Origin of the sequence: Methyloversatilis discipulorum (genome assembly GCF_000527135.1) — a bacterium.
Taxonomy (GTDB): domain Bacteria; phylum Pseudomonadota; class Gammaproteobacteria; order Burkholderiales; family Rhodocyclaceae; genus Methyloversatilis; species Methyloversatilis discipulorum.
Map to the genome: position 1 here is coordinate 740,470 of NZ_AZUP01000001.1, position 22,646 is coordinate 763,115.

Genomic DNA, 22,646 nt, shown 5'->3' on the forward strand with positions numbered 1-22,646 from the left:
CTATGCTGTGCGCTTCCGACCCCGGAAACGATCATGCTCGTCGACACCCACTGTCATCTCGATGCCTTCGAATTCGACGCCGACCGCGTCGACATGATCGCGCGCGCACGCAGTGCCGGCGTCGGCTGCATGGTGCTGCCGGCGGTCGATCGTGACAGTTTCGGGCGGGTGAGGGCGCTGTGCGAGGGGCAGACGGACATGCGCTTCGCGCTCGGCATCCACCCGCTCTTCGTGCCGGCGGCGCAGCCTGACGACCTGGACCGGCTGGCCATGGAACTGGATGCGCACGACGTCCTTGCTGTCGGCGAAATCGGCCTCGATTTCTTCGTCACCGACATCGATCCCGAACTGCAGGAGTGGTACTTCGTCGCCCAGCTCAAGCTTGCGCGCGAGCGCGGCCTGCCGGTGCTGCTGCACGTCAGGCGCAGTCAGGACCGGATACTCAAGCACTTGCGTGCCGTATTCGGCCGCAACGGGCCGGGCGGCATCGCCCATGCCTTCAACGGCAGCCGTCAGCAGGCCGACGAATTCATCAAGCTCGGATTCGCGCTCGGCTTTGGTGGCGCGGTCACCTGGCAGCGCGCACTGAACCTTCGTCGCCTCGTGACCGAACTGCCGCTTGAATCCATCGTGCTCGAAACCGACGCACCGGATATCCCGCCGGAATTCGCCGCCGGTGAACGCAACGAACCGGCCAATCTCCCGCGCATCGCACAGGTGATCGCCGGCGTCCGGGGCATCGCGACCGAAGAACTGGTCGCCGCGACCGGGGCGAACGCGCTGCGCGTGCTGCCCCGGCTGGCGGCGACTTACATCGAGTAGGACGCGGACAGGCCGATCAACCAGGTGCGTTCGGCGGCGGGGGCGTAGTAGCGGCCATTCGCGTCGTTGACGTAGATCGAACCGACATATTCCTTGTCGAACAGATTGTCGATGCGTGCGAACTGGTTGAAGGTCCAGTTGCTGCTTTTCTGCGTGAAGCCGCCGCGAAGGCTGGCAATGCCATAACCGCCGGCGCGCGCTTCGTTCGTGTCATCGGCGAACATGCGTCCGGTGGCGCGATATTCGACGGCGCCGAGGAAGCCGCTCGCTGCATGGCGATAGGTCACTTCGCCATACAGGCTTTTGTTCGCCACACTGGCGAGCTTGTTGCCTTCCGCCACCAGTATGTTCGGCGTGGTGCAGGGCGGGGCACCGCAGGTACGGAAACTGTCCTCGAACTTGGCATCCAGCAGGGTCAGTGACGCATACGCGCCGATCGACTGCGTGATGCGCGAATCAATCGCCAGCTCGATGCCCTTGCGGCTGGTGTCTCCTGCGTTCTGATACGACACGCGGCCGCCGCTATTGGTACCTACGACGACTTCGTCCTCCGTGTCGATGTAGAACACGGCAGCATCAAGGCGAGTTCTGTCGTTCAGGAAGGTCTTCACGCCGATCTCGTACTGCATGCTGGTGGACGGCTTGAGACCGAGATTCAGGCCACTGCCGCCATCGGGGCGATAGGCGAGCTCGATCAGCGTTGGCGCTTCGAAGCTGCGACCGAGGTTGGCGTACAGATTGGTTGCCGGACTCACCTTCCACAACGCGCCAAAAGCGGTCGTCCAGGCGCCGTGATGTGTCGAACCGCTGTCGTCGCCGTTGGCGCGCGCGAGCTGCGCTCCACCTGCTGCGCCTGAACAGTTACTGGCGCAGATGAAATTGTCATCGGTGCTGAAATCCACACGCGTGTAGCGAATGCCGCCGGAGAGCGAGAAGTCCGGCTGTACGGCCCATTCGCCCTGGAAGAACGCGGCGGTCTGTTCGGCGACGTTGCGCTCATCACGCTTTAGTGCGCCCCGGAAGCCATAGTTGCTACTTGTAGAGGCGTTGTCATTAGCAATCGTGCTGCCATTGCGGTACCCGCGGCGATCCTCGTTGGCGCGCTCGTACTCCGCACCGGTCGTAAGCGTCACAGTGTCGAGTCGGCGTGTCCAGCGAATATTGGTTCCCCAATAGTTGCGATCAAACGTTGACAGGCCGCCAGCCGCAGTGGCGTTGCTCTGCGTGACGGCATTCAGCGCGAGGTACTGCGCGTTGTTCCGATTGCCGAGGAAGAACATCGCTCGCAGGCTGTCCCGCTGACTGAGGGCCGTTTCGAAAACGAAGCCGCCCTGCGTGTTTTCGAGCGTACGGCGCGCGCCAAAGAACTCAGCGGTGCGCAGACCATTCGCCCCCGACAGCGCGGCCTGGCCCTGCTGGCGGCGATCGGAGTTCAATTGGTCCAATGTCAGTCCGAGCGGATCCTGGCCTTCCTGGCGCATATAGTTGCCGACCATGGTGAGCGAGCTTTGATCGTTCAGTTGAACGCGCCCCTTGAAGTTGGCCTGTTCCTTCTGCGAGCGGCTGTAGTCGCGATAGCCGTCTGTGTCGAATCGCGAAACGCTGGCCGTGTAGTTAAAGTTGCCGACGGTGTCGCCGAACTTCAGGCCATAGCGAGTCGTACCATAGCTGCCCGCCTGAAAGCTCGGTGTGATCGTGAACCGGTCAGGACCATCTTCCGTGAACACCTGTACCACACCACCCGAGTGGTTGCCGTACAGCGCAGAGAACGGGCCGCGCAGCACTTCGATGCGGCTGGCCGATGCCAGATCGAACAGACCGGTACCGCCCTGGCCGTCCGGCGTGCTGGCCGGGATGCCGTCGGCAAACAGCTTGACGCCGCGCACGCCGAACTGGGAACGCGCGCCGAAGCCGCGGATTGTCAGCGACTGTTCCTGCGTGTAGTTCTCCTTGCCCGCAGCGGCCACGCCCGGCACGCGGTTGATCACCTCGGACAGGTTCACCGTCGCGCGCTGTTCCTGGATGGTTGCGGCGTCGATCGAATCGATGGCCATCGGCAGGTCGAACGAATTCTGCTCGACGCGAGTACCGGTGATGACCACGGTCGGAGCGAGGATGGGCGGAGCGGCCAGTGCGGCCTGGCCCATCAGCGCAAGCGCGAGGGCGATCGGGGTGTGACGGAGCACGGTTGTCATTGGAGGTCTCTCTCTGGGTGTCTACGGCCGGGCGCAACTGCGCGAGCCTGCTGTCTCGGATGCGCGGCGCGTCTGTGCGCGCCTGATCGAACGGGCGCGAGTATAGGCAGCCGCTCCTTACAAAGCCTCACGAAAAACTTGAACCGGCGCGTCCGGCGCCCATGAGGGTCAGGGCGCCAGCAGGTCGGCGAGTGCAGGAGGAGCCACCACCTTCAATGTCGTCGGGCACAGACGGTGTCGCCCAAGGCGCAGCACGGCGCGGTCGCGCGACACCAGCAGGTCGGCGCCACAGCGCACCGCGAGGTCAAAGAACTTCTGGTCTTCGCGATCGCGGCAGCGCGGCAGCGAAGCATCGGGCTGATCGGGCAGTGGATGCAGTTCGACGAGGGCGAGATAGTCGGCGTACAGTCGGGCAGTACCTTCCTCGTCGAGACCGAACTTGTCGTAGCGCAGCACGGTGCGCAATTCGCGCAGGCAGGCCTCGTCGCACGACAGACGCGCACGGCCGTCGGCCAGCGCCTGCGCAACGCAGTCCAGTTCGGCGTTGTGCCACAGCAGCAGGTCCAGTACCGCGTTGGTGTCGAGAACGATGTGCTTCACGGTGTGCTTCATGATGGGCGCGCAGTGTAGGGCTTTGCTGTCGCGGCGGCGAACGTTTCCGCCCGGCGTGCGGTCTGTTGCGCATCGGCCGGAGGAGGTGCGTCATGGTGTCGCAGGAGTTGCTGGCATTTCTGCTCGACCTCGCGGCCAAGCTGTCCGGCTATCCGCCCATTCCGGTGGACGCGCTGCCGCCGGTTCAGGTGCTGTCGGAGGCCGAGCTGGCGAAGGCAGTCTGCCCCGACGCCGCGGCGGGCTGCACCAATATCGCGGCCACTTTCGAGACGGAGCACTACGTCATCTACCTGCGCGATACGCTGGACCTCGAAAACGCCGCTGACAACTCCTTCCTGCTGCATGAGCTGGTGCATGTGCTGCAGCACAAGGCCCGCGGCGACGCCATCTTCGCCGACTGCCCGACCACGCTGAAGACCGAAACCGAGGCCTATCAGGCGCAGAACGCCTACCTGAAGCGCGAGGGCCAGTTCCTGCGCTTCGGCGAGGCGCTCGGCTTCATGAGTTGCGCCGGCGAGCAGAACACCTTCTTCACGCGCGACATCATGATCGATCCGTTGATCGTGAAGTAGCGCCGACGGTGCGGGCCGCCGGCGTCGATCTCACGCCGCGCGCGCTTCACCGCCGATGTCGGGGTCGGAAGACCCCTCCCACAGAACCTCGGCTCCTGCTGCGATCCGGGGGCGCTTCTTGTGGGAGCGGCCTTGGCCGCGACAGGGCTGTGATTCAAGGAGACGGCTTACCGGGACGTTGCCTCGCGGCGATCTTCGTCCTTCGCTTCGAAGCGCCCGTAGTGCAGCAGCAGCGTCGGCAGCACCAGCAGGTTCAGGATGGTCGAGGTGGCCAGGCCGCCGACGATGATGGCGGCCATCGGGCCCTCGATCTCGCGGCCGGGTTCGCCTGAGCCGATCACCAGCGGCATCAGGCCGAGGCCGGTCACCAGCGCCGTCATCAGGATGGAGGGCAGGCGTTCGGTGGCGCCGAGGATGGCGGTGTCTACGTTCCAGCGGTGGCCTTCCTGCTCGACCAGATGCTGGTAGTGCGACGCCAGCATGATGGAGTTGCGCAGCGTGATGCCGAACAGCGTGACGAAACCGACCACCGAGCCGAGCGACAGCCAGCCGCCGCCGGCCAGCGCGGCGAGGATGCCGCCGATCAGCGCGAACGGCAGGTTCACGAAAGTGATCATCAGGTTGCGCAGGCTGGTGAAGGCTAGCATCAGCAGCACGGCGATGGCGGCGGCGGCGAGCAGCGAATGGGTGACCAGTTCGCGCCGCGCCTGGGCCTGGGCCTCAGCCGCACCGGTCACCTTGTAATAGCTGCCCGGGTTCAGCTTCACGTCCTCGCGCAGCGTGCGCTGCACGTCGTCGCTGAAGCGACCCAGATCGTGGCCCGCCGCGAGGTTGGCGGTAATGGTCTGCACGCGCTTGCCGCCGGAGTGCAGGATCTTGTAGCGGCCGTTCTCGATCGCGATGTCGGCCACGTCGCGCAGTTCGATCAGGCGACCGTCCGGCGTGCGCAAGGGCAGGCGGCCGATTTCGGTCGGCGAACGACGGTGGTCCGGGTCCAGCGTGACCACCAGCGGCGTCGCCAGCGTGCCGCGATAGACCTCGCTCACGCGGCGGCCGGCGAAGGCGGTCTGCGCCGCGGCCAGCACCTCGTCCGGCGACAGGCGCCAGACCGCGAGCTTGTCCAGACGCGGCCGCACGACGATCTCCGGCGTGCCCGGCGGCGCCAGCACCTGCACGTCGGTCGCGCCCTTGACCCGCGCCAGCGCGGCGGCGACCGCGCTGGCGTCCGCGTCCAGCCGGTCGAGATTGGTGCCGAACACCTGCACCACCAGCGTCGCCGGGAAGCCTGATTCGGTTTCGCCGATGCGCTCGGTGAGGAAGGTGTTCACCGAAAAGGCGAGGCCGGGGAAGCCGACCGTGTTCTGCGCTTCCTCGTCCGAGCGGTCCTCGTCGCCGTCGTCGCCGGTGACGGTGCGCCGGATGTCGGCCAGGATGCGCTCCTGATCCTTCGCCGGCAGCGGACCGATCTCGATCTCGACTTCGCTGTAATGCGGGCCGAAGGGGTCGGCGCCGTTCTGCGCGCGGCCCACCCACTGCGCGACCGACTTCACGCCGTCGATCTCCAGAATCTTCTCGGTCACCCGCTGACCGACGCGCAGCACCTCGCCCGGCGCCGTGCCCGGGATGGTGGACAGGTGCACGATGTAGTGGCCCTCGCGCAGCGGCGGGATGAACTCGCCGCCGAACAGCGGCAGCACGCCGATGCCGCCGGCCAGCATGAACATGACGCCGGCGATCAGGCCGTGCGGCCGGCGCTCGATGGCGCGCAGCGTGCGTTCGTAGCGCGGGCGCAACCAGCGGATCAGCGGCGGGTCGTCGTCCGGCAGTTCGCGTCGGCCGAGCATGAGCCAGCTCATCGCCGGCGTGACGGTCAGCGCCACCACCAGCGAGGCGAGGATGGCCAGGATGTAGGCGGTACCCAGCGGTGCGAACAGCTTGCCCGCCACGCCCGACAGCGTCAGCAGCGGCACGAACACCAGCGCCACGATGAAGGTGGCGTAGACCACTGAACTGCGTACCTCCATCGACGCGTCGAACACGACTTTCCAGGTCGCCACCGGTGAGCCCTTGTGACGGTTCTCGCGCAGGCGGCGGTAGATGTTCTCGCAGTCGATGATGGCGTCGTCCACCACCTCACCCAGCGCGATCGCCAGCCCGCCCAGCACCATGATGTTTAGGCTGGCGCCGGTCTCCAGCATGACCAGCACGGCCGCCAGCAGCGACAGCGGAATCGCCACCGCCGATATGAAGGCGGTGCGCAGGTTGTAGAGGAAGAGGAAGAGCACGACGATGACCAGCGAGGCGCCGATGATCACGTCCGCGCGCACGTTGCCGAGCGCGGTCTGGATGAAGTTGGCGGGCCGGAACAGGGCCGGGTGCAGCACCAGCTGTTCGCGTTCGAGCAGCGGCGCCAGATCGGCCAGCGCCTTTTCCAGTTCCAGCGTGACGCCCAGCGTGTCGGCGCCGAGCTGGCCCTGCACCATCATGAACACGCCCGGCGTGCCATTGATCTGCGCCGCACTGATGGCGGGGCCGGGCGCTTCGCGCACGCGGCCGATGTCGCCCAGCGCCAGCGAACGGCCGTCGGGCAGCGTGACGGTCAGCTGTTCGAGACTGCGCGCTGCCGACGGTGTGGCGTCGATCGCGATCAGCAGGCGCTGGTTGTCGTTCTCGACGAAACCGGCGCCGGCCACCGTCGCCGCGCCGCGCGCCGCCGTCTCGACATCGGCCAGCGTGACACCGAGCGCGCGCAGCCGTGCCGGGTCGAGCTGGATCTGCCATTGCCGCACGTCGCCACCGAACACATTCACGTCGGCCACGCCCTGCACCGCCAGCAGGTGAGGGCGCACGACGGAATCGACCAGGTAGCGCATGTCCATCAGGCTGCGCTTGTCCGACGTGATGCCGACGCCGAGCAGCGTCGACGCCGACGAGGTGAGCGGCGTGATGACCGGCGTGACACCGGCCGGCAGCAGCGCACCCAGCGTGCCCAGTCGTTCGGCGACCAGCTGGCGGTTGCGGAACAGATCGGACTTCTCGTCGAAGATGACGGTCACCACCGACAGGCCGGGGATGGACTGCGAGCGCAGTTCCTTCAGCCCGCGCGTGCCCGACACCGCCGCCTCGATCGGCGTGGTGACCCGGGTTTCGACCAGGTCGGCCGGCAGTCCGGGCGCTTCGGTCTGGATCACCACCTGCGCCGGCGCGAACTCCGGAAACACGTCCAGCCGCGCGTCGGCCATGCGACTGACGGCGTAGATCGTCAGCACCAGCGCCAGCGCCAGCACGATGCCCGGCCGGCGGACGGAGAAGCGGACGATGGCTTCAATCATCGCGCGCACCTGCCCGAGCGAAGACCTGCCTTATGTGGGAGGGGGGCTTCTGACCCCGACAACAGCCTGTGCCGACGGTCGCGGTCTGCACCGGCCCCGTCGCGGCCAAGGCCGCTCCCACAGGAGCTGCGCGGGATCCGTCGCCTGAGCGAGCACTTTGTGGGAGGGGTCTTCTGACCCCGACAGCGGCGGTGGCAAGGGTGGCGACGGCCGCGGCGCGAGCATGCTCGCTTTCGCATGAACCGGCCGAGTACGGTGAGGCGAGGGGGCTGCGCTCAATCATCGTTCTCGTCCGCCAGCGTGTGCTTCAGCTCTTCCGACAGCAGCAGCTGCGCGCCGCGGGTGACCACGCGGGCGTCGTCTTCCAGTGCCGGCGCGAGCCAGCCGTCCGGGCGCTGCGATTCGGCGGGCAGGGCCTGGCGGATGAATTCTTCCGGTTCGTCGTCGTCGCGCACGTAGATCCACGGCAGACCGGCATACCAGACCACCGCGCTGTTCGGCACCAGGTGCAGCACCGCGGTGCCGGTGACGCCGCGTGCGGCGAGGCGGGTGCCGGTGGGCAGCACGCGCTCGGTCTTGTACAGCCAGGTTTCGCCGGCCGCGTGCGCCAGGCTGCGCGGTGCCAGACCGATGCGTCGCGCTTCGATCGATTCGTCGCCATCGGGCAGGCGCAGCTGCATGGTCGGCGGCGCGTCGCCGGCGCCGCGCAGCGCGATCGCCACCAGCGAGGCGCGGCGGTCGGCCAGCTTGTCCAGTTCGGGCGGCGCCTCGCCGGATGCGGTGCCGCCGAGTGCACCCCAGCCCTGCACCAGTCGCGCGTGCAGACCGTCGGCGCGGGCACGCGCGGCGGCCAGCGCGCCGCGGTCCTGTTCGGCCTGGCTGCGGGCGGTCTGCAATGCGCGCTCCGACGCGTTGCGGTCGTCGCTGTACAGCGCCTGGATGCGGTCGCGCTCCGCCTCGGAACGGGCCAGCTGCGAAGCGAGCCGCGCGATGTCGGCGCGCGCCTCCTGCAGTTGCGCGCGCAGTGCGAACAGCGGCTCGACGTCGAGCACGGCTGCCTGCGCCTCGCGCTCGGTGCCGGCGCGCACGGTCAGCGGCTGGCCGACTTCGATGCCGCTCGCCTTCTGTGCGGCGGCGGTCAGCTTGACGCTGGTCATGCCGCTTTCGTCGCGCTCGACCAGCGAGGGCACAGCGATGTCGTCATCGGCCGGCGCCTCGTAGAGCTTCCATTCGTCGCGTGCGTAATAGATGAGCGCCCAGACCAGGGCGATGATGAGCAGACCCATCAGGAACATCGCGCGATGCGGTGTCAGTGCTTTCATGGCTGTCCTTCCGTGGCGGCGCGGGCCGCAAGCGGGCGCTGCATGGCGTCTTCGAGCGCGAGGCGCGAAGCCAGTGTGCGGGCGCGCGCCTGCAGCAACCTGATGTCGGCTTCGAGCAGGCGGGTGAGGGCGAGCACGCGATCCAGACGGTCGGCGTCGCCGCGGGTGAAGCGCTGTTCGGTGCGGGTGAGCTGCAGCCGCGCCTCGTCGTGTTCCGCTTCGGCGCCGTCGGTATCGAGCGTGGCGGCCTTGACCCGGGCGTGCGCGAGGTCGAGTGCGGCAAGTGCCTGCGATTGCAGCAACAGGAAGTCCTGCGCCGCGATTTCGCGCCGTGCGACGGCTTCTGCGATCGGGCCGGCCTGGCGCTGCGCCGCGAACAGCGGCAGCGACGCGCCAAGTTTCCAGACGGTCGCGCCCTGGTCCCACAGCAGACCCGGCTGCAACCGGATTTCCGGGTATTGCGCGCGCAGTTCGACCTGCAGGCCGGCTTCGGCGGCAGCGTGGCGGGCCAGCGCACGGCGCAGGTCGATGCGGTCCAGCGTTACCGCGCTGCGCAGCGCCGCGTCGGCCGGCAGCGGTGGCGGCTGTTCGAATTCGTCGAAGTCCAGCGTCAGTGCGTCGATGGCCGACAGCGGCAGCGCCAGCGCCTGCGCCAGTTCGCCGCGGGCGCGGATCTGCCGCTGCTCGGTCAGCACGTAGCGCGACTCCGCCTGCGCGCCGGCGGTGCGCGTCGTCGTCAGGTCGAGCGCGTCGGCGGCGCCGAGGTCGTAGCGCTTCTGCATTGCCGCCTGCGCGTCCAGCCAGCTCACGACCAGGCGGTCGAGCAGTTTCAGTTCTTCGCTGGCCGACCACAGTTCGAGCAGGGCGCGGCGCGCGTTGCTGCGTATGGTCCATGCTGCGTCGGCTTCGTCGAGCAGCGCGCTGTCGGCCAGCAGGCGGGCACGCTCGATGCGCGCTTCGCGCACCGACTGACCGGTGATTGCTAGGTCCAGCGCCAGTCCGACACTCCAGGCCGACTGGCCAGGGTCGCGCTCGTTGGTGCGTTCGATCTCGGGCGCCAGCGACATCCGCGGCTTCAGGCCGGCGGTCTGCAGTTCGGCGCGGGCGAGCTGGGCGCGGGCACGCGCCTGCGCGGTGGCCGGGTGGCGGTCGAGGGCGGCCAGCACCAGCTGCTCGGGCGCCCACGTCGCGGGCGGCCACTGCGTGACGTCGATATTGCGCTGCGCCAGGAAGTCGCGCGTCTGCACATCGGTGAGCTGGCGTTGGCGGAATGCCGACTGCGACGCTTCGGGCTGCAGCGGCGCCGGCTCCACGTGCTGCATGGCACAACCCGACAGGGCCAGAAGCGGCAGCAGCAGTGGAAGAAGTGAAGTGAGGCGCTGCATCCTGATTTGTTATTCTGGGCCGCGTATGGACGCCGAATGCTAACGATGCTGACAGTTGAGTGCAAATCCGCAAGCGCCGTTGCCGGGCGCTTTTGGCGGTCGATGGTGGGTGGGCTGATCGCCCTGACGGTCACTGTTTCGATGGCGGCGGAGACGCTGCCGATGAAGGAGCTGGCGCCCGGCGTGTTCGTGTTCAATGGCGTCACCGCCGAACAGGATGCGCACAACCGGGGCGCGATCTCTAACCTCGGCTTCGTTGTCGGCAGTCGCTGCGTCGCCGTGATCGACACCGGTGGATCGCCGGCGGTCGGTGCCGCGCTCCGCGAGACCGTGCGACAGAAGACGGCGCTGCCGGTGTGTTACGTGATCAACACGCACGTGCACCCGGATCACGTGCTGGGCAATCAGGCCTTCGTCGCCGACAAGCCCGAGTTCGTCGGCCACGCCAAGCTGCCGGCGGCGCTGGCGGCGCGCGGCCGCAATTACATCGCCTCCGCCGAACGCCTGATGGGCGACGCCGGGCGCGGGCTGGAACTGGTCGCGCCGACACGTACCGTCAGCGGCGAAGACACGCTGGACCTCGGCGGCCGCGTACTGCGTCTGCGCGCGTGGCCGACCGCGCATACCGACAACGACCTCACCGTGCTCGACGAAACGAGCGGCACGCTGTTCGCCGGCGACCTGCTGTTCGTCGGTCACATGCCGGTGGTCGACGGCAAGCTGCTGGGCTGGATCAAGGTGAATGCGCAACTTGCCGCACTCGACGTGAAGCGCGTCGTGTCCGGCCACGGCGACGCCGGGCCAGCCTGGCGCGAAGCTTTTGCGAAACAGGGGAACTACCTGCAGGCCCTCGCCGATCAAACGAGAGCGGCCATCAAGGCCGGCCGCAAGCTGGCGCAGGCGGCGGACGAAGTGGGACGTGATCAGGTCGGCAACTGGGAACTGGCCGACCTGTTCCACAAGCGCAACGTCACCGCGGCTTACGCCGAGCTGGAGTGGGAAGATTGAGATTGCCGGGGCGCGGTGCGCCTGTGCTGGGAGGACGGCGATGATGCGAAGGCCGTGTCGCGGCCAAGGCCGCTCCCACAGGAGGTAGGCCGGAGCGGGGCTTTTGTGGGAGAAGTCTTCTGACCCCGACAGCGGCCTGTGTCGAAGTGGGCGGCATGCATCGGCCCTGTCGCGGCCAAGGCCGCTCCCACACCGCGACGGCGGCGGATGCAGGTGCGTTGCGGCCAGGCGACCTGGGTTACAGAAGAATCGAGCGATCGGCGTCAGACTGATCGCCGCGGAGCAGTACATCTGGAGGAGTAGACATGAGTATTTCGAGCAGGCTTGCCATGGTGCTGGCCGGTTTCATGTGGGTCGCCGGTGTCCAGGCGGCCGACGATGGGTCCGACACGGCGATCTGGGGCAAAGTGAAGACGCTGCTGGTCGGTGATCGCCCGGTGATCGACGACACCGCCGGCAACGTGATCGAACTGGAGGCGCCGGTGCGCGCGGAGGACGCCGCGGTGGTGCCGCTGGCGGTGCGCACGAAGCAGCAACCGGGCGGTGTGCACGTCAGCAAGGTGCACCTCGTGATCGACGAGAACCCGTCGCCTATCGGTGGCACCTTCACCTTCTCGCCCATTGCCGGGCGCGCCGACATCGAGACGCGGGTGCGCATCGAAGCCTACAGCTGGGTGCGCGCGCTGGCCGAAACCAGCGACGGCAAGGTCTATATGGCGCGCCGCTATGTGAAGGCGTCGGGCGGCTGTTCGGCGCCGGCCGGCAAGGATCAGGAAGAGGCGATGGCGCGCCTGGGCAAGATGAAGCTCAAGCTCGACGACGACGCCGTGGCCGGTCAGCCGAGCGCAGCACAGCTGATGATCAGTCACCCCAACAGTTCCGGCCTCGCGATGGACCAGCTCACGCGGCTCTACGTGCCGCCGCATTTCGTGCGCCGGGTCGAGGTGAGCTACGCCGGTGAACCGGTGATGACCGCCGACGTCGATTTCTCGATCAGCGAGAACCCCAACTTCCGCTTCTGGTTCGTTCCCAAGGGCGAGGGCGAACTGAAGGCGGTCATCGTCGATTCGAAGGACCTGAAGTTCGAGAGCGCGGTGGCCATACGGCCGGGGATGAAGGGCGGCAGCTGAGTGGGCGGCCCTGGAGGCGGGCAGGCTGCGGCCGGCGGTGCCGGCCGCGGGGGCATTACTTGATGAAGCAGCGCTTCTTCGATTCGGACACGATGCCCATGTACTTCTTCACCGCGTCCTTGGTCTGGTCGGTGCCGCGGAACATGCCGCCGCGCTCGCCACTCATGCCCGACGAGCGGCTGAAGCTCGACAGTTCGACGTATTCGTCGTAGCTCAGCTTTTCGGCGATCTCGTCGATAAGGCACGAACACTTGTAGATGTATTCGTGGTTGTTGCCATAGGTCTGCAGACATTCGAGCGCGAACTCGACGCGCGACGAAGTCGGGTAGTCGTTCGCTGCGGAAGCCAGCCCCGGTGCGAGCAGGGCGGCGAGCGTGGCGACAGTGATCTGGAAACGATGGACGTTCAAACCGGTTCTCCTCAATTGTTATCGACGGACTTGTTGTCTGCGAACCTCGGTGGCTCGGCCTCGTCGGGTGCCGAAAAGGCTAGCACAGCGCTGAAGACCACCGCCGGCATGCCCAAGTTTCGCGGGATTCTTTCCTTGTTGTGTCGCGCAGTCATCGCGATTTTCTGGTTCCTCCCCGTGACGGCGGTGCACGCGCAGGCTCTGCCGGCGCTGACCGTGCGCACGCTGGCCGACGGCGTGCACGTGCTGCCGGCGCCGTCCTTCGAGGTCACGCCGCAGAACGCAGGTTTCGTCACCAACATCGGCGTGATCGAGGACGCGCGCGGTCTGGTGCTGATCGGCACCGGCACCAGCCACCGCTTCGCACAGCACCTGAAAACCTTCGTCGAATCGCGCTTCGGCAAGCCGGTGATCGCCGCGGTCAATCTGTACGGCGGCGGCGACCACGTGCTGGGCAACGGTTTTTTTGTGTCACGGGGTGTGCCGGTTGCGGCGCAGATTGAAACAGACCGCTTCATCCGGGCCAGTTGCCACACCTGTGTCGAGCGCCTGACCGCGGCACTGGGCGAAAATATGATGTCGAGTACCGAACCGACACCGGCGACGGTGGTGTTCGAAGGTACGGGCCATCTGCCCGGCGTTTCGCGCAGGCTGAAGCTGCTTCACTTCGGCCACACCTTCCAGCCCGGTGCGACGGCGCTGCTCGATGAGGCGACGGGAACACTTTTTGCCGGCGAGCTGGGCGCCGCGCGCTATCTGCCCGATCTGTACAACGCGCAGGAACGCGGCTGGCGCGACGCGCTGGTGCAGCTGGGCCGGATGGACGTGAAGCAGGTGGTGCCGGCGCACGGCGCGCCGGGTGGTCGCGAGGTGCTGGACGCGCCGCGCCGCTACCTCGACACGCTGATCGAGCAGGTCGATGTGATGTTCGAGCAGGGCGTGTCGCTGCTCGAATCGCTGGAGAAGGTCGAGGCCGTCGGCTTCAATGAATGGTATGGGTACTCGGTGTGGCACCGGCGGAACGTGCATTTCGCCTATCTGCACCGGGAGCAGGGCGAGTTCGGCGCGCTGACGGACAAGGGCGCAGGACCGGAAGAAGGACAGCACTGAACAATGCGAGGGTGTCGGTACAGGCGCCCCGAAAACTACATCGCGGACAAAGCGAAGAAGTCACGCACAACGAACTGACTGAAGAGGATCACCGTAAATGTCGGAACCGTTTTCCATCCCGCTGGAACAGATGCGCCGCATGGTCAAGCCGACGCCCAAGGGGCGCGCGCTTGATCAGAAGGCGGTGGACGAGGTCCGTGCGCTGCTGGGCAAGATGCCGCGCCGCCGCGACCTGCTGATCGAGTGCCTGCACCTGCTGCAGGACAACGTCGGTGCCGTCCACGCCCGCCATCTGGCTGCCCTGGCGGCGGAGCTGAAGATGTCGCAGGCCGAGGTGTACGAGGTCGCGACCTTCTATCACCACTTCGACGTGGTGCGCGAAGGCGAAGCGGCACCGCCCGAACTGACGGTGCGCGTCTGCGAAACGCTGTCGTGCGCGATGGCCGGTGCCGACCAGCTGCTCGAAAAGCTGCCGGGCATCCTCGGCACCAAGGTACGTGTCATTCCGGCGCCCTGTGTCGGCCGCTGTGAACAGGCACCGGTGGTCGTCGTTGGCCAGAACGCGCTTGGCGGCGCCACCGAAGCGGCGGTCAAGGCGGCGGTAAAAGCGAAGGAAACGACCGCGCCGGCGCCGAAGTACATCGGCTACAAGGCCTACCTGAAGGCCGGCGGCTACCAGCTGTTCCGCGACCTGGTCGAAGGTCGCCGCGATCCGGAAACCGTGATCACTGCGATGGAGCACTCCGGCCTGCGCGGCCTCGGTGGCGCCGGCTTCCCGGCCGGCCGCAAGTGGCGCATCGTGCGCAGCGAACCGGCCCCGCGCCTGATGGCGGTGAACATCGACGAAGGCGAACCCGGCACCTTCAAGGACCGCTGGTACCTCGAACGCGACCCGCACCGCTTCCTCGAAGGCATGCTGATCGCGGCTTACTGCGTCGGCATCGGCGAGGTCTACATCTATCTGCGCGACGAATACGCCCACGTGCGCGAACTGCTGCAGAAGGAACTGAAGAAGCTGTTGGCCGACCCGCCCTGTGCGCTGCCGCCCATCCACCTGCGCCGTGGCGCGGGCGCCTACATCTGCGGCGAAGAGTCGGCGATGATCGAATCGATCGAAGGCAAGCGCGGCATGCCGCGTCTGCGCCCGCCGTATGTTGCCCAGGTCGGTCTCTTCAACTACCCGACGCTCGAACACAATATGGAAACCGTGTTCTGGGTGCGCGACATCGTCGAGAAGGGCCCGGAGTGGTTCTCCAGCCACGGCCGCAACGGCCGCAAGGGCCTGCGCTCGTTCTCGGTGTCCGGTCGGGTGAAGAAGCCGGGCGTGCATCTGGCGCCGGCCGGCATTTCGGTCAAGGAGTTGATCGCCGAATACTGCGGCGGCATGCTCGATGGCCACGCGTTCTACGGCTACCTGCCGGGTGGCGCTTCGGGTGGCATCCTGCCGGCGTCGATGGGCGACATTCCGCTCGACTTCGACACACTGCAGCCGCATGGCTGCTTCATCGGTTCGGCAGCGGTCATCATCCTGTCCGACAAGGACACGGCGACCGACGCCGCGCGCAGCATGATGCACTTCTTCGAGCACGAGTCCTGCGGCCAGTGCACGCCCTGCCGCGTCGGCACCTCGAAGATGAACACGCTGATCGACAAGCCGGTGTGGGACACCGCGCTGGTCGAGGAACTGTCGCAGACCATGGTCGATGCGTCGATCTGCGGTCTCGGGCAGGCGGCACCGAATCCGGTGCGCTGCGTGATCAAGTATTTCCCTGACGAAATCAAGTGAAGGGACGGCAACCCACATGAACGCACCTCTTGATCCCGCGGTCGCCGCGGAAAGCATCGAATTCACGCTCGACGGCCAGGCCATGACGGCGCGCGTCGGCGAAACCATCATCCAGGCCGCCGCTCGCCAGGGTGTGGACATTCCGCACCTCTGCTACAAGGACGGCTACCGTCCGGACGGCAACTGCCGCGCCTGCGTCGTCGAGATCGAGGGCGAGCGCGTGCTCGCCCCCAGCTGCTGCCGCGCACCGACGCCCGGCATGAAGGTGAAGGCCGAATCCGAGCGCGCCGTGAAGGCGCAGAAGATGGTCGTCGAGCTGCTGCTGTCCGACATGCCCGAGAAGACCTACAAGCCCGACTCCGAACTCGCTTACTGGGCGGGCAAGCTCGGCGTGACCGACTCGCGCTTCGAGGCGCGCGAACAGCCGAAGTGCGACGAGTCGCACCCGGCGATGAGCGTGAACCTCGACGCCTGCATCCAGTGCAACCGCTGCGTGCGTGCCTGCCGCGAAGAGCAGGGCAACGACGTGATCGGCTACGCTTTCCGCGGTTCCGAATCGAAGATCGTGTTCGACCAGGACGACCCGATGGGCGCTTCGACCTGCGTGGCCTGCGGCGAATGCGTGCAGGCCTGCCCGACCGGCGCGCTGATGCCGTCCGGCGGTGTCGGCCTCGTCACGCCGGACAAGAAGGTCGATTCGGTCTGCCCGTATTGCGGCATCGGCTGCCAGCTGACCTATCACGTCAAGGACGACAAGATCCTGATGGTGACCGGCCGTGACGGCCCGGCCAACCAGGAGCGCCTGTGCGTCAAGGGCCGCTTTGGCTTCGATTACGCCCGCCACCCGCAGCGTCTGACCAAGCCGCTGATCCGCCGCGCCGACGCGCCCAAGCACAAGGACTTCGTCGTCGACCCGGCCAACCCGCTGACCGCCTTCCGCGAAGCAAGCTGGGAAGAGGCGCTGGCGCTGGCCTCCGGCAAGTTGCGTGAAATCCGCGACAGCAAGGGCCCGAACGCGCTGGCCGGCTTCGGCTCGGCCAAGGGCTCGAACGAAGAGGCCTACCTGTTCCAGAAGCTGGTGCGCACTGGCTTCGGTACCAACAACGTCGACCATTGCACCCGCCTGTGCCACGCCTCGTCGGTCGCTGCGCTGCTCGAAGCGGTCGGCTCCGGCGCCGTGTCCAACCCGGTGCGCGACGTGCTGCATTCGGAAGTGATCTTCCTGATCGGCTCCAACCCGCTGGTGAATCACCCGGTGGGCGCGACCTGGATGAAGAACGCGGTGAAGAATGGCGCCAAGCTCATCGTCTGCGACCCGCGTCGCAACGACCTGCAGCGCTACGCCACGCACTTCCTGCAGTTCAAGCCGGACACTGACGTCGCCATGCTGAACGCGATGATGCACACCATCATCGAAGAGGGTCTGGTCGACGAAGCCTTCGTCAAGGACCGCACCTCCGGCTTCGAGGAGCTGAAGAAGAACGTGGCCGACTTCTCGCCCGAGAAGATGGCCAAGATCTGCGGCATTCCGGCGGAGACGCTGCGCGAGGTCGCGCGCATGTTCGCCACCTCGAAGGCCTCGATGATCCTGTGGGGCATGGGCGTGTCGCAGCACGTGCACGGCACCGACAACGCGCGCTGCCTGATTTCGCTGGTCATGATGACCGGCCAGATTGGTCGCCGCGGTACCGGCCTGCACCCGCTGCGCGGTCAGAACAACGTGCAGGGCGCGTCGGACGCCGGTCTGATCCCGATGGTGTTCCCGGACTACCAGGCGGTCGGCAACCAGACCATCCGCCAGAAGTTCGAAGAGCTGTGGGGCACTACGCTGGACCCGAACCCGGGCCTGACCGTGGTCGAAATCATGGACGCCATCCACGCCGGCAAGCTGCACGGCTGCTACATCATGGGCGAGAACCCGGCGATGTCCGACCCGGACGTCGACCACGCCCGCGACGCGCTGGCCAAGCTCGACTGGCTGGTCGTGCAGGACATCTTCCTGACCGAAACCGCCTACTTCGCCGACGTGGTGCTGCCGGCCTCGGCCTTCCCCGAGAAGACCGCGACCTTCACCAACACCGACCGTCAGGTGCAGTTGGGCCGCGCCGCGATCAACCCGCCGGGTGATGCCCGTCAGGATCTGTGGATCATCCAGGAAATGGCCCGTGGTCTCGGTCTGGACTGGAACTACGGCGGCTCGAAGGACGTGTTCAACGAAATGCGCAAGGCGATGCACTCGATCGCCGGCATCACCTGGGAACGTCTGGAAGCCGAGCACTCGGTCACCTACCCGTGCGAGCAGGAAGGCGATCCGGGCGACGAAGTCGTATTCATCGACAAGTTCCCGACGCCCAACGGTCGCGCCAAGCTGGTGCCGGCCAAGCTCATCACGGCCAACGAGAAGCCGGACGCCGAGTACCCGATGGTGCTCATCACCGGCCGTCAGCTGGAGCACTGGCATACCGGCTCGATGACCCGTCGCGCCTCGGTGCTCGACAGCATCGAGCCCATCGCCACCGTCACCGTGCATCCGGACGACGTGGCGAAGCTGAAGGTGAAGGCGGGCGACGTGGTCACCGTCGAATCGCGTCGCGGCAAGATCGCACTGTACGTGCGCATCGACCCGCACGTGCCGGTCGGTGCCGTGTTCATTCCGTTCGCGTACTACGAAGCGGCGGCGAACATGCTCACCAACCCGGCACTCGACCCCTTCGGCAAGATCCCGGAGTTCAAGTACTGCGCAGTGCGTCTGAAGAAGGGCGGCACGCCGACCCAGCTGTCGACCTACGGCGGCGGCCAGGCGAAGCCGGTGACGGCATAAGCAACCGCAGCAGCATTAAGAAACCGGGGCCAGGTGCCCCGGTTTTTTTTCGCCATCATGGGCCGTCGAGGGCGTCTGCAGGCGGAGCCTTCTGACCCCGACAGCGGCCTTCGCCGAAGCTTGGGCAGGGGTTCTGTGGGAGGGGTCTTCTGACCCCGACAAGCGGCCTGTGCTGAAGCTTGCGGCATGCACAGGCCCTGTCGCGGCCAAGGCCGCTCCCACAAAGGCTGCTCCCGCAAGACCACCGCCACCCGCGTCGCATCGCTGAAACATCCCCTCGCTACGCTCGACCTTCCAACAACACATCGACAAACAGGGGGTCTTCATGAAACTCACATCGCTCGCCGCGGCGCTGCTGCTGGCTGCCGCCGCTGCACCGGCATCCGCCGTGTCCTTCGTCAATGGCATCGCCATCCCGGGCAATACCGGTGACCTGTTCGGCAACAGCGTGAACGACGGCCGCCTGGGCATGTTCTCCGACATCTACTACGACCCGAACCGCAAGGAATGGTGGGGCCTGTCTGACCGCGGCCCGGGCGGCGGCACGCTGCCGTACGACGTGCGCGTCCAGCGCTTCACGCTCGACGTCGATCACAGCACCGGCGCGATCTCGAATTTCCAGGTGGTCGATACGATCAAGTTCCGCAACGGCGCAGGCACCGTGCTCGGCGGCCAGTTCCCGAGCACGCTGGGCGGTTCGGCCAGCAATCTGGGCACCGCCTTCGACCCGGAAGGCGTCGTGATCAACCCGCTGAACGGCCACCTGCTGGTGTCCGACGAGTACGGCACGTCGCTGTATGAATTCGACCGCAGCGGCACGATGATCCGCGCCTTCAACACGCCGCAGGCGCTGCGCCCGGCGCTGACGGCCGGCGGCTACAACTACGACGGCGACGGCGACATCGGCCGCCGCACCAACCGCGGCTTTGAAGGCCTGGCGATCTCGCCGGACGGCCACTACACCTTCGCCATGCTGCAGAGCGCGATGGTGGACGAGGGCGGTGCCAATGGCGTCTATAACCGCATCGTTAAGTTCGACAACGCCAGCGGCGAAGCCGTCGCCCAGTACGCCTACCGGATGGAAACGGCCGCCCAGGGCCGTGGCATCTCGGCGCTGGTGGCGCTCAACGATCACGAATTCATGGTGCTGGAGCGCAACAACCGCGGCCTCGGTGCCGACGCCACCTTCGCCGGTACCGCCGGCAACAAGAACGTCTATCTGATCGATCTCGCCGGCGCGACCGACGTGACCGACATCGACCTCGATGCCGCTGGCGCCAGTTTCACCGCCGTCAGCAAGAACCCGACGCCCTTCATCGACCTCGCCGCCGACAATCTGCCTGAAACCGGCGGCGTGTCGCCGGAGAAGTGGGAAGGCCTGGCCGTCGGCCCGCAACTCGACGACGGCTCGTGGCTCATCGTCGCCGGCAACGACAATGACTACTCGGTCACCCAGAACGGCAGCGCGGTGCAGTTCGACGTGCTGTTCAACCCGTTGACGCAACACCGTATCCAGTGCCCGCTCGGCTCGACAGAGGGCTGCACGCTGCACGCCAGCACCACGCCCTACAACGGCAGCACCGACGGTTTCGAACTGATCCCCGGCGTGCTGCACGCCTACCGCGCCAGCCCGGCCGAACTCGCCGGCTACACCGCCCCGGTGCCCGAGCCCACCACCTGGGCCATGCTGGGCGCCGGTCTGGCGCTTATCGGCGCCGCAGCCCGCCGCCGCGTCGGCTGACGTAGTCGCGCCTCCGCACCGGGTGGGTGGGGAGGCGCGAAGCACCTTGTGGGAGCGGCCCTGGCCGCGATACGGCCTGTATTCAGGCGTAGCGCGCCAATCTGCCGTCGCGACCGTCCCCGGCGAGGTCCGAAAGCCGACTTACCGCAGGAAGTTATCCCGATCCCTGATGCCGCGCACCATATATATATGAGGTCGACTTGTGACGCATCGGCGGCGCTGTGCAGGATCGCGCCGCGCATCGGTCACTTCCGTGCAACCGTGACGTAGTACTCTTCTCTCTGGTTGCACCGCAGCATGCGTTCAGGCTATTTTCGAGGCTGTCACATTTTGTGAGAAGGTCGTCGCGCCGCCACGCGGGCTGTCGGTCACAATCTCACTCCTTCCGACCACTCCCAAACTCAGGTCCTATGAAGAAAGCCATCATTCCGGCCATAGTTGCCGCAATGTTAATGACATCTGCCGCGGCACTCGCATTCGTGCTTAAACCGACTCGGCATATGGTGGATAGTCAGAGTCTCGCAAAGCTCGAGGACATCATTCCGCGCGAGTTTGGCGAGTGGCGTGAAGAGCCCGCGATGAACAGAGGAGTGGTGAATCCTCAGACTGAGGAGTTTCTGAAGTCGATCTATGACGAGACGCTTTCGCGCACTTATGTAAACCCCCGAGGCGAGCGAATCATGTTGTCCTTGGCTTTCGGCGCTGACCAAAGTAAAGCTACTCAAGTACATCGACCCGAGGTGTGCTATCCCGCCCAAGGATTTCAAATCAGATCAACCGAGAAGTTCTCGTTATCCTTGAGCGATGGACAGTTGCCGGCCATGAAGCTAGTCGCGGTAGCGCAACAGCGCGTTGAGCCCATCACCTACTGGATAGTGGTCGGTGATCTCGTGGTTCGCGGCTCCATTGAACAGAAGCTCGCAATCGTCAAACATGGCATGAATGGCGTGGTTCCTCATGGTTTACTGTTCAGAGTCTCGTCTATTGGAGGCGATCTGACACGTCAATTCGATGTGCAAGAGAAATTCATCAGTTCTTTGTACGACTCTCTTGACTCGAAACAGAGGGGGCGACTGTATGGGGTGAGAAGTGCTTCACTCGCGCAATTGGGTACCGATGCGCGTGGCGAAGCCGGACGATGAAGAAAAACTTTCTGCTGACCTCAATTTCTATCGGTAGTCGTCTATCAACGAGCTTTGTTCTGTTTGTCATCTTTGCTCGTTTCTGGGGGCCGGTGGATTTCGGTGTATTCAGTTTCGTGTTCAGTGTTTCTGCTCTTTTGGTGCTCATTGTCGAGTTCGGTCTGCAGAGCTATTTGCTCCGCGAAATCGCAGCGGCGCCGAGTGACAGTCCAGAGTTGATACGCAGCGCGCTTTGGGCAAAGTTGATCTTTGTCCCGTTTTTCGCGCTTCTGTCTTTGGCCGTTTTTTTTGTACTTGATCGCGGGGCGCCTGCCGATATCGCAGTGCCGCTCTCCTTTGCCGCAGTAGCACTTTCCTTTGCTGACTTTTTCATAGCCCCCCTTAGAGCACTGGGACGTTACGATCTCGAAACGTACATCATTATTGGCGCGAACTCTTTTCAGCTTCTTATCGCCGCGCTATGTGTCTGGAAAGGGGGGGCACCGGTGGAACTTGCGTGGGTGCTCGTCTTTACGAGAGGTGTGCAACTAGCTGTTTCGTATGCCGTGCTTCGCAGGCAAATTCCTAATCTCCGGCTCTCCTTTCCCGGCGTCTTGAGCTTGCGGGAGGCTGTTCGACGGGCGATGCCTTATGGGTTGGATGGATTGTTGACAACTGCATGGGTACAAATTGACATTGTATTGGTCCGCCTCATTTTTGGTCCACAGATAGTTGGTCTCTATGCGGCCGGGCAGAGAATCGTTCAGGCCGCGTCTTCAATTGCGCCAGTGATCGGGAATGTCATGATTCCGCGACTCGCGCAGTCATCGACTCAACGGGAGGGTAACTGGCAAAGCGACGGTAAGTTTTGCATTGCAGCCATGGGGTTGGTTGGCCTTTTCTTCTCGATTCCTATGATTGTTTATCCTGAGTTGATTGCTATAACTCTCTTCGGCCAGGGCTACATCGGACTTGCTGATATTTTTCCGTTCTTCGGTTTATTGGTGCTCGTGCGATTTCTTGCATCCGCGGTTGGAATTCTACTCACCGGTGCAGGCATGCAAGGGCAAAGGATTGGCGTCCAGGCTCTTAGCCTGCTCCTTTTTCTTGCCGGTGCTGCCTTAACTGCCGCCTTTGGACTTTCACTTGAGTTTCTCATAGGCGTTATGATTTTCTGTTTTTCGCTAATTGGTGTTGGCTATTGGTGGAAGTTGTCCCGTGCCGGGTGCGCCCCGGTTTAGTGGGGCGAACAAAGCAATCTTCGGTAAATACATAGTTGA

General features: G+C 65.5%; 16 protein-coding genes. 10 read left to right on the plus strand and 6 right to left on the minus strand.

Annotated features, from left to right (window positions below; all coding sequences use genetic code 11):
- Window positions 1–33 precede the first annotated feature (33 nt).
- Window positions 34–822, plus strand: a complete 789-nt coding sequence (locus METFAM1_RS0103360; protein WP_019918140.1) for a TatD family hydrolase — start codon at window positions 34–36, stop codon at window positions 820–822.
- On the opposite strand, the gene METFAM1_RS0103365 is transcribed toward METFAM1_RS0103360, so the two are convergent.
- Together METFAM1_RS0103365 and METFAM1_RS0103370 are read right to left on the minus strand one after the other, a co-directional pair.
- On the minus strand, window positions 810–3,017 hold the full coding sequence (locus METFAM1_RS0103365) for a TonB-dependent receptor family protein (protein ID WP_019918142.1): 2,208 nt from the start codon (window positions 3,015–3,017) through the stop codon (window positions 810–812). The two genes, METFAM1_RS0103360 and METFAM1_RS0103365, sit on opposite strands and share 13 nt — an antisense overlap.
- A gap of 168 nt (window positions 3,018–3,185) precedes the next feature.
- Window positions 3,186–3,629 (minus strand): putative toxin-antitoxin system toxin component, PIN family, encoded by a 444-nt coding sequence (locus METFAM1_RS0103370; protein ID WP_019918143.1) that lies wholly within the window; start codon window positions 3,627–3,629, stop codon window positions 3,186–3,188.
- A gap of 92 nt (window positions 3,630–3,721) precedes the next feature.
- On the opposite strand from METFAM1_RS0103370, the gene METFAM1_RS0103375 reads away from it, so the two are divergent.
- The gene (locus tag METFAM1_RS0103375; RefSeq protein ID WP_019918144.1) at window positions 3,722–4,201 is read left to right on the plus strand and encodes a DUF6647 family protein; all 480 of its coding nucleotides are present in this window, start codon (window positions 3,722–3,724) and stop codon (window positions 4,199–4,201) included.
- Window positions 4,202–4,368: 167 nt separating this feature from the next.
- Here METFAM1_RS0103375 and METFAM1_RS0103380 read toward each other — a convergent pair whose 3' ends face one another.
- The 3 genes from METFAM1_RS0103380 to METFAM1_RS0103390 form a co-directional block, all read right to left on the minus strand.
- Window positions 4,369–7,533, minus strand: coding sequence for an efflux RND transporter permease subunit (locus METFAM1_RS0103380; RefSeq protein WP_019918145.1), 3,165 nt, complete (start codon window positions 7,531–7,533; stop codon window positions 4,369–4,371).
- 275 nt (window positions 7,534–7,808) lie between these two features.
- Window positions 7,809–8,855: an efflux RND transporter periplasmic adaptor subunit gene (locus METFAM1_RS0103385; protein ID WP_020647618.1), complete on the minus strand. Its 1,047-nt coding sequence runs from the start codon at window positions 8,853–8,855 to the stop codon at window positions 7,809–7,811.
- Window positions 8,852–10,240, minus strand: coding sequence for a TolC family protein (locus tag METFAM1_RS0103390; RefSeq protein ID WP_019918147.1), 1,389 nt, complete (start codon window positions 10,238–10,240; stop codon window positions 8,852–8,854). Before METFAM1_RS0103390 ends, METFAM1_RS0103385 begins: the two co-directional genes overlap by 4 nt.
- 162 nt (window positions 10,241–10,402) lie before the next feature.
- Between METFAM1_RS0103390 and METFAM1_RS0103395 the strand changes: the two genes are divergently transcribed.
- Together METFAM1_RS0103395 and METFAM1_RS0103400 are read left to right on the plus strand one after the other, a co-directional pair.
- On the plus strand, window positions 10,403–11,248 hold the full coding sequence (locus METFAM1_RS0103395; protein WP_232419643.1) for a quinoprotein relay system zinc metallohydrolase 2: 846 nt from the start codon (window positions 10,403–10,405) through the stop codon (window positions 11,246–11,248).
- 305 nt (window positions 11,249–11,553) lie between these two features.
- Window positions 11,554–12,378 carry a quinoprotein dehydrogenase-associated SoxYZ-like carrier gene (locus METFAM1_RS0103400; RefSeq protein WP_024300422.1) on the plus strand — a complete coding sequence of 275 codons (825 nt, stop codon included), beginning with the start codon at window positions 11,554–11,556 and terminating at the stop codon, window positions 12,376–12,378.
- Window positions 12,379–12,433: 55 nt separating this feature from the next.
- Here METFAM1_RS0103400 and METFAM1_RS0103405 read toward each other — a convergent pair whose 3' ends face one another.
- A complete protein-coding gene (locus METFAM1_RS0103405) occupies window positions 12,434–12,787 on the minus strand; it encodes a hypothetical protein (RefSeq protein ID WP_019918150.1) in 354 nt (117 codons plus the stop codon).
- A gap of 186 nt (window positions 12,788–12,973) precedes the next feature.
- Between METFAM1_RS0103405 and METFAM1_RS0103410 the strand changes: the two genes are divergently transcribed.
- The 6 genes from METFAM1_RS0103410 to METFAM1_RS0103435 all read left to right on the plus strand — a co-directional run bounded on the left by METFAM1_RS0103410 (window position 12,974) and on the right by METFAM1_RS0103435 (window position 22,607).
- Entirely contained in the window at window positions 12,974–13,897 is a 924-nt protein-coding gene (locus METFAM1_RS0103410) for an MBL fold metallo-hydrolase (protein WP_232419644.1), read from the plus strand.
- A gap of 97 nt (window positions 13,898–13,994) precedes the next feature.
- On the plus strand, window positions 13,995–15,683 hold the full coding sequence (locus METFAM1_RS0103415) for an NAD(P)H-dependent oxidoreductase subunit E (protein ID WP_019918152.1): 1,689 nt from the start codon (window positions 13,995–13,997) through the stop codon (window positions 15,681–15,683).
- Between the two features lie 16 nt (window positions 15,684–15,699).
- Window positions 15,700–18,504, plus strand: coding sequence for a formate dehydrogenase subunit alpha (fdhF, locus tag METFAM1_RS0103420; protein WP_019918153.1), 2,805 nt, complete (start codon window positions 15,700–15,702; stop codon window positions 18,502–18,504).
- Between the two features lie 325 nt (window positions 18,505–18,829).
- Window positions 18,830–20,245, plus strand: coding sequence for an esterase-like activity of phytase family protein (locus METFAM1_RS0103425; protein WP_019918154.1), 1,416 nt, complete (start codon window positions 18,830–18,832; stop codon window positions 20,243–20,245).
- A 410-nt stretch (window positions 20,246–20,655) separates the two neighbouring features.
- Entirely contained in the window at window positions 20,656–21,387 is a 732-nt protein-coding gene (epsI, locus tag METFAM1_RS0103430; RefSeq protein WP_024300424.1) for an exosortase-associated protein EpsI, B-type, read from the plus strand.
- The gene (locus METFAM1_RS0103435; protein ID WP_019918156.1) at window positions 21,384–22,607 is read left to right on the plus strand and encodes an oligosaccharide flippase family protein; all 1,224 of its coding nucleotides are present in this window, start codon (window positions 21,384–21,386) and stop codon (window positions 22,605–22,607) included. Before epsI ends, METFAM1_RS0103435 begins: the two co-directional genes overlap by 4 nt.
- Window positions 22,608–22,646 lie beyond the last annotated feature (39 nt).

Bases quoted from the DNA above. Each gene is read 5' to 3' on its own strand.
- METFAM1_RS0103375 (WP_019918144.1), top strand. From the start codon at position 3,722: ATGGTGTCGCAGGAGTTGCTGGCATTTCTGCTCGACCTCGCGGCCAAG.
- METFAM1_RS0103360 (WP_019918140.1), top strand. From the start codon at position 34: ATGCTCGTCGACACCCACTGTCATCTCGATGCCTTCGAATTCGACGCC.
- METFAM1_RS0103400 (WP_024300422.1), top strand. From the start codon at position 11,554: ATGAGTATTTCGAGCAGGCTTGCCATGGTGCTGGCCGGTTTCATGTGG.
- METFAM1_RS0103370 (WP_019918143.1), bottom strand. From the start codon at position 3,629: ATGAAGCACACCGTGAAGCACATCGTTCTCGACACCAACGCGGTACTG.
- METFAM1_RS0103425 (WP_019918154.1), top strand. From the start codon at position 18,830: ATGAAACTCACATCGCTCGCCGCGGCGCTGCTGCTGGCTGCCGCCGCT.
- fdhF (WP_019918153.1), top strand. From the start codon at position 15,700: ATGAACGCACCTCTTGATCCCGCGGTCGCCGCGGAAAGCATCGAATTC.
- METFAM1_RS0103390 (WP_019918147.1), bottom strand. From the start codon at position 10,240: ATGCAGCGCCTCACTTCACTTCTTCCACTGCTGCTGCCGCTTCTGGCC.
- METFAM1_RS0103435 (WP_019918156.1), top strand. From the start codon at position 21,384: ATGAAGAAAAACTTTCTGCTGACCTCAATTTCTATCGGTAGTCGTCTA.
- epsI (WP_024300424.1), top strand. From the start codon at position 20,656: ATGAAGAAAGCCATCATTCCGGCCATAGTTGCCGCAATGTTAATGACA.
- METFAM1_RS0103365 (WP_019918142.1), bottom strand. From the start codon at position 3,017: ATGACAACCGTGCTCCGTCACACCCCGATCGCCCTCGCGCTTGCGCTG.
- METFAM1_RS0103380 (WP_019918145.1), bottom strand. From the start codon at position 7,533: ATGATTGAAGCCATCGTCCGCTTCTCCGTCCGCCGGCCGGGCATCGTG.
- METFAM1_RS0103385 (WP_020647618.1), bottom strand. From the start codon at position 8,855: ATGAAAGCACTGACACCGCATCGCGCGATGTTCCTGATGGGTCTGCTC.
- METFAM1_RS0103415 (WP_019918152.1), top strand. From the start codon at position 13,995: ATGTCGGAACCGTTTTCCATCCCGCTGGAACAGATGCGCCGCATGGTC.
- METFAM1_RS0103395 (WP_232419643.1), top strand. From the start codon at position 10,403: ATGAAGGAGCTGGCGCCCGGCGTGTTCGTGTTCAATGGCGTCACCGCC.